Annotated in this window: 13 protein-coding genes; 8 read left to right on the plus strand and 5 right to left on the minus strand. The window is 38.1% G+C overall.

Going from position 1 to position 15,400, the window contains the following annotated elements:
- Window positions 1–2: 2 nt before the first annotated feature.
- Both EP13_RS07865 and EP13_RS07870 read left to right on the plus strand, forming a co-directional pair.
- Window positions 3–731 carry a tyrosine-protein phosphatase gene (locus EP13_RS07865; RefSeq protein ID WP_044056814.1) on the plus strand — a complete coding sequence of 243 codons (729 nt, stop codon included), beginning with the start codon at window positions 3–5 and terminating at the stop codon, window positions 729–731.
- On the plus strand, window positions 731–1,408 hold the full coding sequence (locus EP13_RS07870) for a VpsP family polysaccharide biosynthesis protein (protein ID WP_052364325.1): 678 nt from the start codon (window positions 731–733) through the stop codon (window positions 1,406–1,408). The genes EP13_RS07865 and EP13_RS07870 overlap by 1 nt, the downstream gene beginning before the upstream one ends.
- Window positions 1,409–1,419: 11 nt before the next feature.
- Here EP13_RS07870 and EP13_RS07875 read toward each other — a convergent pair whose 3' ends face one another.
- From EP13_RS07875 to EP13_RS07895, 5 genes are all read right to left on the minus strand, one after another.
- On the minus strand, window positions 1,420–2,571 hold the full coding sequence (locus EP13_RS07875; RefSeq protein ID WP_044056815.1) for a glycosyltransferase: 1,152 nt from the start codon (window positions 2,569–2,571) through the stop codon (window positions 1,420–1,422).
- A 69-nt stretch (window positions 2,572–2,640) separates the two neighbouring features.
- A complete protein-coding gene (locus EP13_RS07880) occupies window positions 2,641–4,008 on the minus strand; it encodes an O-antigen ligase family protein (protein WP_044058833.1) in 1,368 nt (455 codons plus the stop codon).
- A 39-nt stretch (window positions 4,009–4,047) separates the two neighbouring features.
- A complete protein-coding gene (locus tag EP13_RS07885) occupies window positions 4,048–4,623 on the minus strand; it encodes a hypothetical protein (protein WP_044056816.1) in 576 nt (191 codons plus the stop codon).
- A 102-nt stretch (window positions 4,624–4,725) separates the two neighbouring features.
- Window positions 4,726–6,660 (minus strand): bifunctional diguanylate cyclase/phosphodiesterase, encoded by a 1,935-nt coding sequence (locus tag EP13_RS07890; protein WP_044056817.1) that lies wholly within the window; start codon window positions 6,658–6,660, stop codon window positions 4,726–4,728.
- Between the two features lie 8 nt (window positions 6,661–6,668).
- A complete protein-coding gene (locus EP13_RS07895) occupies window positions 6,669–7,298 on the minus strand; it encodes a transglutaminase-like cysteine peptidase (RefSeq protein WP_044058834.1) in 630 nt (209 codons plus the stop codon).
- 415 nt (window positions 7,299–7,713) lie between these two features.
- Here EP13_RS07895 and EP13_RS07900 point away from each other — a divergent pair, with 415 nt between their 5' ends.
- The 6 genes from EP13_RS07900 to EP13_RS07925 all read left to right on the plus strand — a co-directional run bounded on the left by EP13_RS07900 (window position 7,714) and on the right by EP13_RS07925 (window position 15,125).
- On the plus strand, window positions 7,714–8,781 hold the full coding sequence (locus EP13_RS07900) for a glycosyltransferase (protein WP_044056818.1): 1,068 nt from the start codon (window positions 7,714–7,716) through the stop codon (window positions 8,779–8,781).
- Window positions 8,774–9,751 carry a glycosyltransferase gene (locus EP13_RS07905; RefSeq protein WP_044056819.1) on the plus strand — a complete coding sequence of 326 codons (978 nt, stop codon included), beginning with the start codon at window positions 8,774–8,776 and terminating at the stop codon, window positions 9,749–9,751. The genes EP13_RS07900 and EP13_RS07905 overlap by 8 nt, the downstream gene beginning before the upstream one ends.
- Complete coding sequence (locus tag EP13_RS07910) at window positions 9,741–10,964, plus strand: O-antigen polymerase (RefSeq protein WP_052364326.1); 1,224 nt, start codon at window positions 9,741–9,743, stop codon at window positions 10,962–10,964. The genes EP13_RS07905 and EP13_RS07910 overlap by 11 nt, the downstream gene beginning before the upstream one ends.
- 57 nt (window positions 10,965–11,021) lie before the next feature.
- Window positions 11,022–12,863 (plus strand): acyltransferase family protein, encoded by a 1,842-nt coding sequence (locus EP13_RS07915; RefSeq protein WP_044056820.1) that lies wholly within the window; start codon window positions 11,022–11,024, stop codon window positions 12,861–12,863.
- A gap of 42 nt (window positions 12,864–12,905) precedes the next feature.
- Window positions 12,906–14,141 (plus strand): glycosyltransferase, encoded by a 1,236-nt coding sequence (locus EP13_RS07920; RefSeq protein ID WP_044056821.1) that lies wholly within the window; start codon window positions 12,906–12,908, stop codon window positions 14,139–14,141.
- 105 nt (window positions 14,142–14,246) lie between these two features.
- A complete protein-coding gene (locus tag EP13_RS07925) occupies window positions 14,247–15,125 on the plus strand; it encodes a glycosyltransferase (RefSeq protein WP_052364327.1) in 879 nt (292 codons plus the stop codon).
- The last annotated feature ends 275 nt before the right edge of the window (window positions 15,126–15,400 follow it).

The following is a 15,400-nucleotide window of genomic DNA, read 5'->3' on the forward strand; positions in this document are numbered from 1 at the left end:
CCTTGATCGATATACACAGTCATATTTTACCGGGCATTGATGACGGTTCTCGCTCTCTATCGATGTCATTAGAGATGGCTAAACAAGCCGTGGAAAATGGCATTACCCATATGATATGCACACCTCATATACATTCGGGCTATTTTGATAACAGTTTAAAAACTATCAAACCAGTTTTTCACGAGTTACAACACGCACTGATTAAGGATAAAATACCCTTATCGCTGTCGTATGGTGCAGAAGTGAGAGTTTCTGAGCAAATTCCAGAGTGGGTAGCAAACAATGCTATTCCTTTTTTAGGCACTCTCAACTCTAAAAAAGTATTGCTATTAGAAATGCCCCATAGTCACGTGCCGGTGGGGGTGGAAATGCTTATTAAATGGTTACTTTCTAAAAATATCTTGCCCGTTATAGCCCACCCTGAAAGAAACAGAGAACTTCTTGCTGAGCCTTTAAAGTTCGAGCGGCTAAGAAATACTCATGCTCTTTTTCAAATCACCGCAGGATCGCTTACAGGTAGGTTCGGTGAAAAGGTTCAGGGTTTTGCTCGTAGCTTAGTTGAAACTAAAAAGGTTCACATCGTCGCGTCTGATACGCATAATCTTACTAAGCGACCCAATGATATGAGAGAGGCATTTCAGTTCGTTTCTAACACAGACGCTGAGTTCGCGAAAAAGATCTTTGTGACCACACCCTCTCTCATTATTTCAGCAGTAAATAGTGATAAATAATGAGAAGAGTTTTTACATTAAGCTTTATTGCAGTATTGCTTTGCTCGATTTACTACGCTTTCGTGTTCGGGATTGCCCAACTTCACTATTATAATGTAAAAAACAGCCTTGATTTTTGGAGAGAAAATCCAGAGTTACTGCGACTAAAAGATGTTGATGAAAACTTAGAGCGTATTAATAGCGCAGTTGCACTAATGCCAGATAATCCATTGTATTACCAATCTAGGGGCCAAGTATTTGAGTGGAAAGCAATTGTTGATAAACAAAATAGTGTGTTGCTATTGCAAGAAGCTATGCAAAATTATCAAACTAGCTTGGCATACAGACCCTTGTGGGCTCCGACGTGGATAAACCTAGCCTCTGTTAAATGGAAGTTGGGGGAATTAGATGAAGAGTTTAAACAGTATCTTGAGAAAGCGATAATCACAGGCCCGCAGCAAGCTTCTGTTCACAAATTTATAGTAAAGTTTGGATTGGCACATTACAGGGCAAGATCTTCAGGGTATGTATTGGTGTACAAGCAATTGCCAAAGCACCTCGCGCTAGGGTTGAGAAACCCTTTGAGTGAGCGCGACATACTGCATTCAATCAATATGTTTCAGTTGCAGGACTTTGCCTGTAGATTGTTAGAAGGTGAGCCGTCTCGTATACGGTCGAAGATTAAAGATTGTAGATAGCTAAAAGCGGTTTACGTATTTCGATTCATCATATTATTCACAAAGCTTGAAATTTCACTTTTAAATCGCTTTTGAGAGAATCTCTCTGCATTGTGTCTACATGCTATTTCGGAAAATTTATCAATTTGACTTTCAAATTGAGTAATTGCGTTTTCAATATGTTTCTCATGTTGCTCATGAAAATAGACTCCCGTAGGCGTTATACTGTCATTTACATCGATAACTGTCTCGGATGTGCCACCTTTACTGAAACAAATTACCGGTGTGCCGCATGCCTGAGCTTCTACTGGTACAATGCCAAAATCTTCAAAAGCAGCAAAAACAAAAGCTTTTGCGTTTTGAATAAGTTGCACCATACTGTCTTGCTCTTGGTAGCCAACGAATTCTACATTAGGAGTCGCGAGAGCTTTTATGTTTGCTAGTTCGGGACCATCACCAATTACAACTAACTTCCTCGCCTTGTTCAATGAGAATGCTTTTACAATAAGGTCTATTTTCTTGTAAGCAACTAATCTAGAGGCTGTTACATAATACTCATCCCTAGTACGTGTATTTAATGCGTACTTTTCAATATCAACTGGTGGATAGATGACGTGGGAACTTCGCTTATACACCTTTTCAATACGTTTCTTTATAAAGTTAGAATTTGAGATTATGGCGTCAATAGTATTAACACTTCTCATATCCCAAAATCGATAGCGATAAATAAGTTCTTTGGCTATCATTCTCTTTATTGGGGCTAGAACGCCTTGAATGTCGTTGATGTATTCGTGACTTAAGTCCCATGCATATCTGGCGGGGCTATGCATATAACATATATGCGGCTGATCTACGCTGGTAATGACGCCCTTCGCTAACGCTGCTGATGAGCTGATAACCACATCGTGTCGTGAAACATCAAATTGTTCTATTTGTCGAGTGCATTGAAGGAGTAAGTTTCTGTAGTATTTCTCTACAAATGGGAGCTTGTTAAGCGGGCTGACGTTTATTTTTTGGGAGCCAATGAAGTTGTTGTCTTTTTCATCGAGGAAGTTAAATAGGGTGTATATTTCACTGTTGGGATACAAATCGGTTAACTGTTGTACAACTTTTTCTGCGCCTCCCAATGTCGGTAACCAATCGTGCACTATACCTACATTTAAATCTTTCCCTGTAACAGTCATTGCAATTTCCAAACGCCTTTAGAATTATCAACTAACTTATTACATTTATTTAAAAATTAAAATCAAATATTAATAAACCTTCCTGCTTTTTAAGCCAATGCCTAAAATAACCATGAAGGTTGCAGCATTAGCCGGCGCTTGTAACGGAAAGTCTACGCTGCTGTGCATCACCATACCAATAAATGCCATAGTACATGTGAATGCTGCTCCCAGGTATGCTTGCCGTTCTCTCTTGCGTAAAGCGTTTATAGAAGTAGCAAAGCATATTAAAGCTAATATCATCAGAATACCGCTAGCTAGCCAGCCAAATTCCATTGCAAACTGAAGGTATTCATTGTGAGCATGGTCGTAAAAGTGCTGAATTTTTTCATTCTGAACTTTGGGGTATAGGGTATAAAAGGTGCCGCCACCGCTACCTATAAACATAAATTGGCTTAAAATAGGTAAAGTGTCATCTATTACTTCATCGCGGGTTTCTTTTTCCATACTCGTCTGTTCAATTCTTTGCTTAACTTCGGACAACCCGAATATGCTACTTACAACAAGTATGTCTATAACTAACAAGCTAATAAAGAGGTATACATACGATCTGCTTTTTCGTTTGAATAGCAGCAAGCCTAGCAATGAAGTTATGGTCATAGCTACAAAAAATGCACTATTTCCCATGCGGGAGCGTGACATGATGAGTGCAATGACCATTATAACTATGCCTATACGCACCAACGCTTTTTTACTAAGTATGAAATCTAACCAGTACTTGAGAATTTCTCGCTTAGAGTTGCTCCCTTGCTTAAACTTACTGCTAGCAATTAGGTAGCCCAGCGCGGCACTGAGCGTAAGCACTAAATAATTGGCATAATGGTTTTTATAGACAAAGCTGCCAGTAGCAATATTGCTCACATTATACTTAAAAATTAAGCTTTCCTCTGTATGTAGCAAAACCTCAAAGGCACCATAGGTAGCTTGTAATATACCTGCAAGGCTGAGAGTAAGTAGAAGTAATTTAATTCTCTTGGTTGATGTGACTAAACTGAGGGTTAGCAAAAATAAACAAAAATAAGCCACCGTTTTTAGCAGTGCTATTTTACTTTGTGCTACATCAAAACTCATCGATAGGTAAGGTAATACAGACTGCTCAACACCGAGTACCCTGTCAGGCCGTAATGTTTCCACTAATTGGTAGGGTAGAGGGAATATAGTAATAGCTTGGGCCACAATAAACAATAACGCTAGAATGAATACAAGCCTGTTTTCTCTGATGCTTTTAAAAACAGCGGCAGAGTAAAATATCACCAAAGCGATTAAAAGTGTAAAAGTGGTTAACTCTAGTATTGCCCATGCCCATGGACGGTTAGACCCAAGAGGAATTGGAAGCCAAAGCATCAATAAAAGAAAAAGGCCGAAAACTGATTTTTCGACCTTTGAATATCTTGTCATTTTAGGCATTTGTTATTTAGATTATTGCCGTGCGTAGTCTTAGTTTGCTGAAATAGTGTCACCACCTGCGCCAGGTGTAGTATCGTCTGTTCCAGTTGGTAAATCTGCCGCTGCTGTAAGTGCATCGCCGCCTGCAGCAGTTTCAGATAGACCTGAAACATCAACACCCGCAGACACAAGAGCAATTTGAGCATTTTCAGCTGATGTGAAAGCGCCGGTTTGTAATGCTAAGTTATAAACTTCTTGTCTATTACTTGGGAATAGCATCATTGCGATAATAGCCACACTCTCAGCGTTATCAGGATAAAGCGCCATACCTGCAGCTGCTAAGTCAAAACCAGTTGTGTTGGCATCAATCAGCGCTAGAAGCTGTACAAGAAGATCTTCGTTAGCTTCTAGGTAAGCGATGGCCTCTTCAGATAAACCTGAAACATCACCTGACAGCAATGCAGCAACAACCTGTTGCACAACAGCGTCGTTTGCTGAATCGTCGTTAGTATTATCTACGATAATAGTTTTAATTTGTTCTCCAGGCTCAACGATGTCTTGAGCGCTGGCAACATTAACCAGTGATATTGAAAAAACGAGAAAAAGTAGAGCGCGAAATTTATTCATAAAAGCATCCTCAGAAGTTATTGCTTTATATAACCGTAATAATATCCCATACACTTAATATTGTATACGTATTAACCAAAAATAGTTTAGGTATTTTGGCCATTATTTCCAAATTTCAGGGCGAGCGTGAAAATATCCTTGCTGATTAGTCACTTTCAAACTCGTTAGCGTATTGGATTCGTCTTCGCTTTCAACCAGTTCACTTATAACACCAATTTGTAAACTCGTAGCTATGCTCACTAAGCTGCTGATAAATAATTGATTGTCGCTGCTTTCATTAATTTCTTTAGTTAAGTTTCCTGAAATTTTAACAAAGTCGGGATGTATGGCTCTTAAGCCTGTTAAAGATGCCAAGTTAGCCCCAAAGTGTTCAATTGTTATCTTAGCGCCAACACTGCGAACTATTTTAGCAAAATCAATGACAGCACGCTTATTATGAATAAGCGCATCATCTTCGATTTCAAAGACTAGCCTTGAACTAACAATTTTGTTGTCTGCAAGATAGTCTTTTAGCCATTTAACAAATTCGTCATCGCATACGGAGGCGGCAGATAAATTCACTGCAATAGTTAAATCACTAGTATGGAGTTTTCTCACAATTAATGTCGTTACAAGTGTGTCAACTTGTGGAATAAGGTTTAGTCTTTCAGATGCAGGTATAAGCTGCGACATAGGGATATACGCATCATTGGATAAGTCTTTAAATCGAGCAAATGCTTCGCAATAAATAGCCTCGTTATTCGTCATGTTTAAAATAGGCTGAATAAAAATATCGGCATTCTGGTGGGCAATAATGCCATTTAAGCGAGCGCGCCATTCCGTATTACTTTGAATATAGGAAAGCTTTGATGCTAATTGCCAGCACCTGTCTAGTTTTGTTGCGGCTAGCAGGGCGCTATCAGCCTTTTCCATAACATCAGAGAATATTTCTCCATTTGAAAACTCTGTGCCGCCCACCCATACAACCTTACTCCCATCTTTAAGCATATCAACAGCCGTTAGTTGTTGAGTTAATTCCTCTACGCGTTGGGCACATTCAGCTTGTGGGATCCCTTCCATACAAATTGCAAAATCAGCTCCTGAAACTCTAAAACAATTTGCTTTGTCGTCGTACCGAGTTACCAATTTTCGAAGAACATTAGCTGCGCGCTTGAGATATTCATCGCCCTCTGATGCGCCCTTCATGTTATTGATATGCGCTAATTGCGCTAAGCGTATAACGATTAAATAGCCATTTTCACCCGTTGCGGAAGAACTTAACAGTGCATTCAAATGACGTTTAAACGCATTTCTATTTAATAAGCCTGTAACGTAGTCTTCAAAAGCTATCGCTTTAAATTGCTCGGCTTTTTGCGATAGTTCTTTAAACATAGATTCAACAGAGTGAGAAAGCTTATTCACAGCCGCGACAATAAAAGAAAGCTCTTTTGTGAATGGCTTGTACTCTATTTGAGAAAATTCAAGCTGCTGAATATCGGTTATTTTACTGATAACGATACTAAGGGGTTTAGTAATAGCGCGTATTATAAAAAACAACACAATATACGCGACTACAAAGGCGGCAGAGAACATAATCGCGCTTTGTGTGATACTTTCCCAAAGCTTTTCATTTGCTAATCCAGGGTGGCTTTTTACAGCTAAGTAACCAGACATGTTCCATCCGTCAGTCAAGTTTGTTTCTTTAGTCGGTGGAGTGACTTCTACTACATTAGTAAACCAGGTTGGTACCGTATCAATCTTGTTTGGGTTTTCTCTCACAATAACGGGCTTTCCGTCTAAATCTGTAAGCAAAATAGTTTGGTAATAGCCGCTATCAAATATTGCATTGATCATAGTTTCTGCAATGGGGAGGCCTCCATCTTCAGAAACGTATGGACTAATAGATAAACCCAGTGAAGTCGCAGTATCCTGTGCATGTGTTGCAAGCTGCTCATTCACATATTCGCGAGTAAGTTTCACGTTTATCAAGAATGACCCGATAAATACGGCAAGCAAAAATATAAGAAGGCTTATACTAAGCTGATTCGAGAGTTTCATGGTTTTATTTATTTCCCTTCAATCACTTCATCTAGTCTGGCAATCATATCGTCCCACATTTTCATGGAACCACCGCCCCTAAGTTTTCTGCCATTACCCATTGCTTTAGCAGCCCACAACCCTTCACCGTTGAAACTATAAATTGGCGCTAAATCCCGGCGTTTATTTGCTGGGAGTATACGCTTATTTATATTGTCTAACACCAGTGGAACTGAGGTTGGAGTATCATAATATGCTAGTACCATATGAGGTTGTTTTAATCTTAATGCTGTAACGTACATTAGTCGAAGTTTCGACTCTGGAATGCCTAGTTCAATTAACGAAAAGTACTTCGCTATCGCATAATCTTCGCAATCTCCCGCGCCCGTTGCAATAAACTCAATGGGCGTAGCCCAATAATCAGACACTTTCCAATGCTCGATATCGCTGACAAAATCAAATCGATTGAAAAAACGATTAACACTGTATAGCTTCTCATCAATGTCATCAGCCTGTAAGTCTACGAGTAGTTCATTCCATTCAGATATCTCTCGTGATGCCGTATTGCCATAGCGTTCGGAAATTCGCGTGTAAACCTCTTGAGTGAAAATGCTTTTTAGTGAGGCTAGCGCATTAGGAAGCAGGCACGCCACAATAATTAAGCAACTAAATCCGTACGCTATAGATTTACCTGCTAAATGGGGGCGCTGAGAGCAATTCGCTTTAGAGTAAAGGAAGAGATGAACCAAAATTAGAATCTTTGCATTTCGCCTATTAATTAAAAATGTACCATAAAATAATAATATTATGACCAAGAAAGCATATCTTTTTATTGACGTTAAACCCTAAACGTACAAATTAGTATTGAAAAAACACGTTAGTATGCGAAATGACCAAATAATAAAAAATTCTATTTAAGTCGTCGACGAGACGGTATACAGTAAAAAGTAGCAGTACAACAACTCAAGCAACGTGTTTAAAAGTTGCACTCTCGATACATATTCAATAGATCATAAGTACTCGCCTCTACACGCAGTGGGGGGGAGGTACGCTAGAGTTAAAGGGACTTTGTACATGGCATTGGTTACAATTAACCCCATGAAATCCACAACTATCGGTGGTGTAGAAACACTTATTCGTGAAATTCAAACAAGTTTTGATGGGCAAACTATCATTGAGCTTTTTCAACATACACCATCTTTAGAAAACTTCTCTGAAAACCCAAAGGTGAAGTACGTAAGTTATGGAAGTAATGGTAGCCCTGCTATTGTCCATAAAATTTTTACTAAGTTTAAACAGCGAAATATGATTGGCGAAGTTGTCACCAATCAAAAAGCGAATACTGTCGTTATTTTCCACCCAAATGATCTTCTTTATATGCCCCATCATGTAAGGTCGGCAAGTAAGATTGTTTTAGTGCAAACGAATAGACTAGACGTTTATTTCTCTGGCCTTGAAACATTTGTAATGCGTATGCTAGCTAAATATGTTGATGTGTTTACTGTCTATACTGAAATAGATAAACAAGTTGTAAATGAATGTTATGGAGGGTGGTTTAAAGAGGTTGTTGTGATACCAAGAGGATGTAAATTACCTACTGCAGAATGTGTCGCTACACCAGGGAAGGCACTTATCACGATTGCGAGAATTCACGAACACCAGAAAAATTTCACCGGGCTTATTGAAATAATGCGTAATCTTCCTGCCGACTATACGCTTTCTATTTTCGGAGATGGGCCAAAAGACGAGATAGCGCAGTTAGAACAATTGATAGAAGGCTTCTCTAATGTCACTTTTTACGGCCCAACTTCCGACGTTCAAAGTGTGTTACGAAAACACAATATATTTGTGATGACTTCCCATTACGAAGGGTTTGGCCAAACGCTCATTGAAGCGAGAAGTCAAGGTTTGCCTACCATTGCTTACGATACCTTCGATGCGCTGCAATGGGTTATAAAAAAGGATGAGAACGGCTATATAGTGCCTCCTTATAATGTTGATTTGTTCGTAAATGCAATTAGAACGATTGCTGAAAGCAAAGAGACTTACCTAAGCCTGTCTGAAAATGCGATTAAATTTGCACGAGAAACTGAGAAAGAAAACATAAACAAGCTTTGGTCGAGTACGTTAAGTTATGAATAGCATTAAATATTCAATCATTATTCCTGTATTTAACAATCAAACTGGCATCAGCCAAATAGTAAATACGTTTGTATCTATGGGCTGCCTAGGCACAGTAGTTGAACTCCTTATCATTGACGATGGTTCTGTCAAACCTATTACGGTAGAAGCAATAGAGGGTGTTAATTTAATAAGGCAAATGAATATCGGAGTGTCTGGAGCTCGTAACAATGGAATAAAGGCTGCGAAAGGCGAGTATATAGCCTTCTTGGATTCTGATGATTTTTATGACTCTGATGTTATCGGAATGTGGGAATCGGCGACCAGAGAAAGCCAGAATGCAGAGCTGTTAATATTTGATTCCAGAATAATAGATCGTATAAATAATAAAACACTCTACCAAACTCACAAATGTGCACCAGGCATTTATTCTGGTTCGAATGCGCTTAAATATTATTTTAACAAAGAAATATTTAGTCATATTTGTAGTATTCTTTGTAAACGGGAATTTTTGCTGGGTAAAGGTATTTTTTTCAACCAGAAACTCGCACTATCTGAAGATGTACTGTTTATGGTTGAATGTATAAACAATGCGGAGTGGGTGCATATTGACCAACGTAGGTATTACAATTACCTCATTCACAAAGGCTCGGTCACTAATGTAGTGGCTACCGAAAAGGTGCTTAATCATTTTGAAGCATTCGACGTAATTAAGAATATACCTGTATCTGACAATACGACTAAGTATAAAAACTATTTTGTAGCAACGATGTATCTTAATTACTTGTTTAAACTTATGTCTAATAAATGCAATAGCTCTCGCGTAATTGATGAAACATTGGCAAGGAAAACCTACTTGCAAGTAAATTTAAAAAGTAGTTTTTCCATAAGGTATTTTGCGACATTAGTTTTCAAAATACTTAGTTTTTTTCCCTCCGCAATCTTAAAGCCAATGCTAACTAAAGCCTGTAAAGTTCGACATGAATATTAAACGAATTGTATTTTATTTGCTCTGTGTATTATTGCCGTTTGAGAACACGGCTTTAGCGTCAATTGGTGGCGTTTTTACCGCGCCGCTTGGTATCATTTTAGTGCCTGTTATGCTGCTTCTTATTCTTACCGATATCCGCAAACTTCCAGCTTTCGATTTAAATGTAATTAAGTTCTTTTTCTTAACGTTAGGGCTTTCTTTTGTAAGTTTGCTTTTCTTTTTAGAGTTCGATACGGGGTTTCTCATTGATAGAGGAAGCAGATTTGTCTTAATTGTTATCCCTACGTTCACGGTTTTCTTGTTTACAATGCGGCAAAGTATGCAAACTATGGTTACAGGGTGCTTCATACTTTCTTGTATGATTTTTCTTATTTATTTAGTGAATTTATTGGCGCCAAGTGTGGTAAACACCCCCTCATTTTTGCAGCACAATGCAGCTTTCTCACCGCACCGTATGCGTGGTTTTACATTAGAAGCTAGTACCTTTGCGTTTCAGTTTGTTTTGGCATGCTTATTGTTTTGTCATATAAAAAAAATTAGACCGCTTTACAGCATCATTGCAATTAGTTTACTCACATTCATTACTACATCGAAAGGCGGTGTATTAAGCTTTATGTTAGCTTTTTTTCTCTCGTACATAATCTGTTTTTTCAGGGTATCTACAAAAGTAAAATATTTAAGCTCTGCATTATTAATACCGCTGGTATTACTTGCTTCTCAAGACTCGATTGCGGCCATGTTTGCAACGGATATTCAAAAATATACTAGCGTGGCTACTCGTTCAACTATTTCACTAACTGCAATAGTGTCTTTGTTTCATTATCCCATTGGTGCAGGTTACTTTGGTTTTCTTCCTAGCATTTATAACTGCGGCCCTATAGCTATGGATATACTGGATTACCTTTTCCCAAATACATTTAATTACAGCGAAGTAATGAAATACTTTGTGGTAGGCCAAGTGAAAGGTGTAGGAACAAAAACGTTTTTAATGGACTGGTTAATTATCGGTGGCATGGTATTTTTGTTTTTTTACATAAAAGCAATCAGGTATTTCTTAAATAAACTCAATCAAAAGAAAGATTTTTATTTATACGTCATGTTTTTGTTTGTTGTAGTGTCTACCTCTTTCTATATTCCTGCCGATGGCCACTATATAGCGCCACTAGTGGTTGCTTATTTAATGAAAAGCTTGAATGAAAAACGCTTAGCTTGAATGCGCGTTATTACTATAGCAAAAGCGTATATGACACTTTATTGTTAAGGCAATTTAATGAAATTTAGAACTGACATTAATGGATTAAGAGCACTTGCTGTTGCATTTGTGGTTATTTTTCATTTTGACGAAAGCCTATTGCAAGGTGGTTTTGTTGGTGTAGACATCTTCTTTGTAATATCTGGCTTTCTTATGACGGGTATTGTATTAGGTAAGCTAGAATCGAATAACCTTTCGATTTGGCAGTTTTATTTGTCACGGGCAAATCGAATACTGCCAGCACTTATCTTTTTGTGTGCGGCATGGCTATTTATAGGTTATTTTTTATTTTCGCTTATTGACTATAAAGCGTTGGCTAAAGATAGTATTGCTTCAATTTTATTTTTATCAAATTTTTCTTATTGGAAAACATCTGGATATTTTGCTGCGGCTGCAAATGAAAAGCTTCTCTTACATACTTGGTCTTTATCAGTTGAATGGCAGTTTTATCTCATATACCCAGTGGTTCTAGCGGTCATTTACAGGTTGCTAGGTTTAGGTATAACAAAATTAGCCCTAATTATAGGTTTGATTCTCAGCTTTTTATTTAGCATTTATTTTTCTGAAAGCCATAGTGTAGCGTCGTACTTTTTGTTGCCAACGCGAGCGTGGGAAATGCTACTGGGGGGAATTGCGTTTGTTTACCCACTATCACTTAACGAAAACGTAAAAAGAATTGCGCATGTAGTTGGTGTTATACTCATGCTGGTATCAAGTTTTGTGATTTCAAGTGAAATGGCTTGGCCTGGTTATATGGCTCTGCTGCCATGTTTCGCGACCTATCTAGTTCTTATATCGAATCAGCAACGCTCACCAATAACAAACAATATTGTTGCCCAGTTTTTAGGCAAATGGTCATATTCCATTTATCTATGGCATTGGCCTATAGTAACATTAGGTTACTACTATTCTTTAGAAAACTGGTTTTTAATCGGTATTCTACTTTCAATTGTTGCCGGAGCATTGAGTTACCACTTCATAGAGAGTGCTAATTTAAGCAATAAAATACCTTTAACCCGTTTTTATAAAGCTAAACCTATCATATTAAGTATTCCCGTTATTGCAGTGTGTGCATTTATTATTGCTAATAACGGTGTGGCAACAAGGTTTAGTGGAGAGCAACGGGAGTTGAATTTACAAGCTTTAGAAGCTATTGGTGATTTTGATTATCCAGAGCCAAATTTGAGAGTGGCGGGGCATGATGTCCGTTTTATTGAAGGCACGTCACAAGATAATATACTTTTTATTGGTGCTAGTCATATAGAGCATACTTACCCCTTTGTAAAAAAATATAACGATTTTTATAATGTTTATTATTTAACACAAGGTGGATGTTTCATTACTCCTTCTATGAAAAATCCTAAGTGGAGCTGTAAGAATATCCAAAATTATCAGTCCCTACTTGAAGAAGTCGTTTTTAAGAAAGTAGTAACTTCGTTTTATTCTTTTGATAGCTACTTACCCAAAGATGAAGAAGTTAGCGTGAAGGAAGTTCAGCAGCGTATTGAAGATTACAATGATATTTTGAGCGACATTGCGGACCAGACAGAGCATGTTTATTTACTTTTAGGTGATCCCCGAGGGCCAGAGTTTGATCCTCGACGGACAGTTCGAGTTGGGACATATGCTCCTATTCCTGTAGAAGACGTTGTTTCATCCTATGAACTTCATGATATGGCGCTAGGTAAGCTAAACATTCCAAAAAATGTTTCCCTGATTAATCCCATAGAACATTTATGTACTGAAGTGTGTGAATTTTTATCTGACGACGGTCGTTTTCGTTATAAAGATAGTAATCATGCTAGACCTTGGTTTGCTGAAGAAGCAATGAACTACCTTCTTACGACAATTAATCCTTAGTCATGAACATATTTGACTTAATAATTGAGGTATAAATAATCAATGAAAAAGGTTACATACATCTTAAAATCGTTTCCTGTACTATCGCAGACCTTTGTAATTGATCAAATAAATAACCTTATTGCTAGTGGTTATGATGTAAAAATAATTTCGATTTTTTCTGAAAAAGTTGATGCAAAACTACAGGAAAACGTTGAAAAGTTTGATTTACTATCCCGAACAGAATTTGTGTGTCAAGGAAAGTCAAAGCATCAAAAAGCACTGTCATTACTTTTTGCATTAGCTAAATCGATTATAAATTACAGACAGGCGAAGCCTGTGCTGGGGCTCTTTACTCATTTGTTAAAATGTAAGGATTTTAAAAGTGCAATCGATACAGTTCGTCTCTACAACCATTTTGCTCATCATTCATCTTTACCTTCAGAGTATAGAAATGGCGTTTTTATCGCGCACTTTGGTCAGTTTGGGGTAATGACGCAGGCGTCAATAGATGCTCGTGCTATCTCCGGTAAGTTACTAACTGTGTTTCACGGATATGAAATGAGTGAGTACGCTCAGATAAATGTATGGAAAAAGAAATATACCGAATTATGTAAGGGAAATAATCAGTTATTGCCAATTAGTGATTTTTGGAAATCGCGATTGGTAGAATGGGGGGCTGATTCAAGCTATATTTCAGTCATGCACATGGGCGTTGATGTACAGACGCTGCCATTCAACCCCAAGCCGTTCAAAAAAAATATAAACATACTGACTGTAGCAAGAGCTACCGAGAAAAAAGGGCTAACCTATGCCTTTGAAGCGGTTAGTTTAGGCTTGTCTTTTCCATATGAATATAACTACATTGGTAATGGTCAGCTGGTTCAGCAATTAAAAGATCAAGTGGAGCAGGCTAATACGGGAAATATAAATTTCCTGGGTGCGCGCTCTCATAGTGAAGTTAAAGAATACCTGCGTAAAGCAGATATTTTTCTCTTACCCTCGGTGATAGACACTCAAGGTGATATGGAAGGTATTCCGGTTTCACTGATGGAAGCCATGGCTGCGGGCATTATCGTCATTTCTACAGAACATTCTGGTATACCTGAGTTGATAGAGAATGGTGTTAACGGATTTCTGGCACCAGAGAAAGATGCAGTAGCGTTAAATAAAATAATTAATCAAGCTGTATCGCGAGCAGACTTAGCTCAAATTAGAGAAAATGCAAGAAAGAAAGTTGAAGATGAATTTAATTCTGTTAATTTAACCCAAGAACTAATAAATTTTATAGAGCAGTAGTAAATAATACGCTGTGGATAGAAAGTTGTGGCCTTGATAATGATGTGAACATAGAGTCTAGACTATCTGCTAATAAATCTTTGTATCATACTTATGGAAAGCACTATGATAGAGACTAACCCTCTAGTAACTGTAATTATACCCACATACCACGATTGGCCGCGTTTATCTGCTTGTTTAGATGCGCTTAAAATGCAAAGTTACAGTGCAAGCCTTATAGAAATATTTGTGGTAAATAATGATCCTCAAGATACACCACCACCTATGGAACTTGCTGAAAATGTTACTATTTTGGCTGAAAGTAAACCTGGTTCTTATGCAGCTAGAAACTTAGGCTTATCAAGAGCGAACGGAAAGTTGATATTTTTTACTGACTCCGATTGCAAGCCTGCTAGTGACTGGATTGAAAGTGCAGTAACTATATTTAATGCGTCTCCCGAGGTTAAAAGAATTGCTGGCAGGGTGAAAGTATTTTCAGCGCACGAAACTTTTAAGTTAGTAGAGTTATACGATTCAGTATTTGCATTTCAACAGGCCGATTATGTGGAAAGTGGCTTTGCTGTTACGGCCAATTTAATCGCTCGACGTGAGTGTTTTGAATTGATTGGCCCATTTAATTCTGACTTAATGTCTGGCGGTGATGTTGAATGGAATTTAAGAGCGACTGAAGAGGGGCTTACCATGCGTTATTATGATAACGTGATGGTTCAGCACCCCGCACGAGATACATTAAAGGAGTTGCTCATTAAGGCGAAAAGAGTTGCTGGTGGGCGATATAAGAAAGAGCGCTCGGAGGCCATTAAATGGTCGTTTACCAGAGGCATATTGCCTCCTGTTGGCGCTTATAAAACAATAGTGCATGCAAAGCTGCAAAGCACCAAAAACACTGTCATACTGTTTTTTCTTTTTTATATGCTTAAAGTGTACACTTCTATAAATATTTGGCTTTTGGCGCTCAACTTAGCGCAGCCTTCAAGAAAGTAGCAAGTGAGCGATTAGTTTTGAGCGATGCAGTAGCTTAGGTAATCACATCCACGCTAATGTCTCGCTCGACCAACTAAGTGTTTCAGTTCCAAAGTGCAAGTTTCCTGTTAGTTCATTACTAAAAAGTAATTGCCCTGTGTATGCTCTGTTGAAGGGCACCCCTGCACAACCTTGAAACAAAGTTGATGCTAGAAATACCTTTATAAAGGCTCGCCTATCTAATGAAGTCATTTTCAATCTTTTCTTTTTACCATGATGAATAGCATATATCACTT

The sequence above is a fragment of the Alteromonas australica genome (assembly GCF_000730385.1).
Lineage (GTDB): Bacteria > Pseudomonadota > Gammaproteobacteria > Enterobacterales > Alteromonadaceae > Alteromonas > Alteromonas australica.

Bases quoted from the DNA above. Each gene is read 5' to 3' on its own strand.
- EP13_RS07870 (WP_052364325.1), top strand. From the start codon at position 731: ATGAGAAGAGTTTTTACATTAAGCTTTATTGCAGTATTGCTTTGCTCG.
- EP13_RS07875 (WP_044056815.1), bottom strand. From the start codon at position 2,571: ATGACTGTTACAGGGAAAGATTTAAATGTAGGTATAGTGCACGATTGG.
- EP13_RS07880 (WP_044058833.1), bottom strand. From the start codon at position 4,008: ATGACAAGATATTCAAAGGTCGAAAAATCAGTTTTCGGCCTTTTTCTT.
- EP13_RS07885 (WP_044056816.1), bottom strand. From the start codon at position 4,623: ATGAATAAATTTCGCGCTCTACTTTTTCTCGTTTTTTCAATATCACTG.
- EP13_RS07890 (WP_044056817.1), bottom strand. From the start codon at position 6,660: ATGAAACTCTCGAATCAGCTTAGTATAAGCCTTCTTATATTTTTGCTT.
- EP13_RS07900 (WP_044056818.1), top strand. From the start codon at position 7,714: ATGGCATTGGTTACAATTAACCCCATGAAATCCACAACTATCGGTGGT.
- EP13_RS07905 (WP_044056819.1), top strand. From the start codon at position 8,774: ATGAATAGCATTAAATATTCAATCATTATTCCTGTATTTAACAATCAA.
- EP13_RS07910 (WP_052364326.1), top strand. From the start codon at position 9,741: ATGAATATTAAACGAATTGTATTTTATTTGCTCTGTGTATTATTGCCG.
- EP13_RS07915 (WP_044056820.1), top strand. From the start codon at position 11,022: ATGAAATTTAGAACTGACATTAATGGATTAAGAGCACTTGCTGTTGCA.
- EP13_RS07920 (WP_044056821.1), top strand. From the start codon at position 12,906: ATGAAAAAGGTTACATACATCTTAAAATCGTTTCCTGTACTATCGCAG.
- EP13_RS07925 (WP_052364327.1), top strand. From the start codon at position 14,247: ATGATAGAGACTAACCCTCTAGTAACTGTAATTATACCCACATACCAC.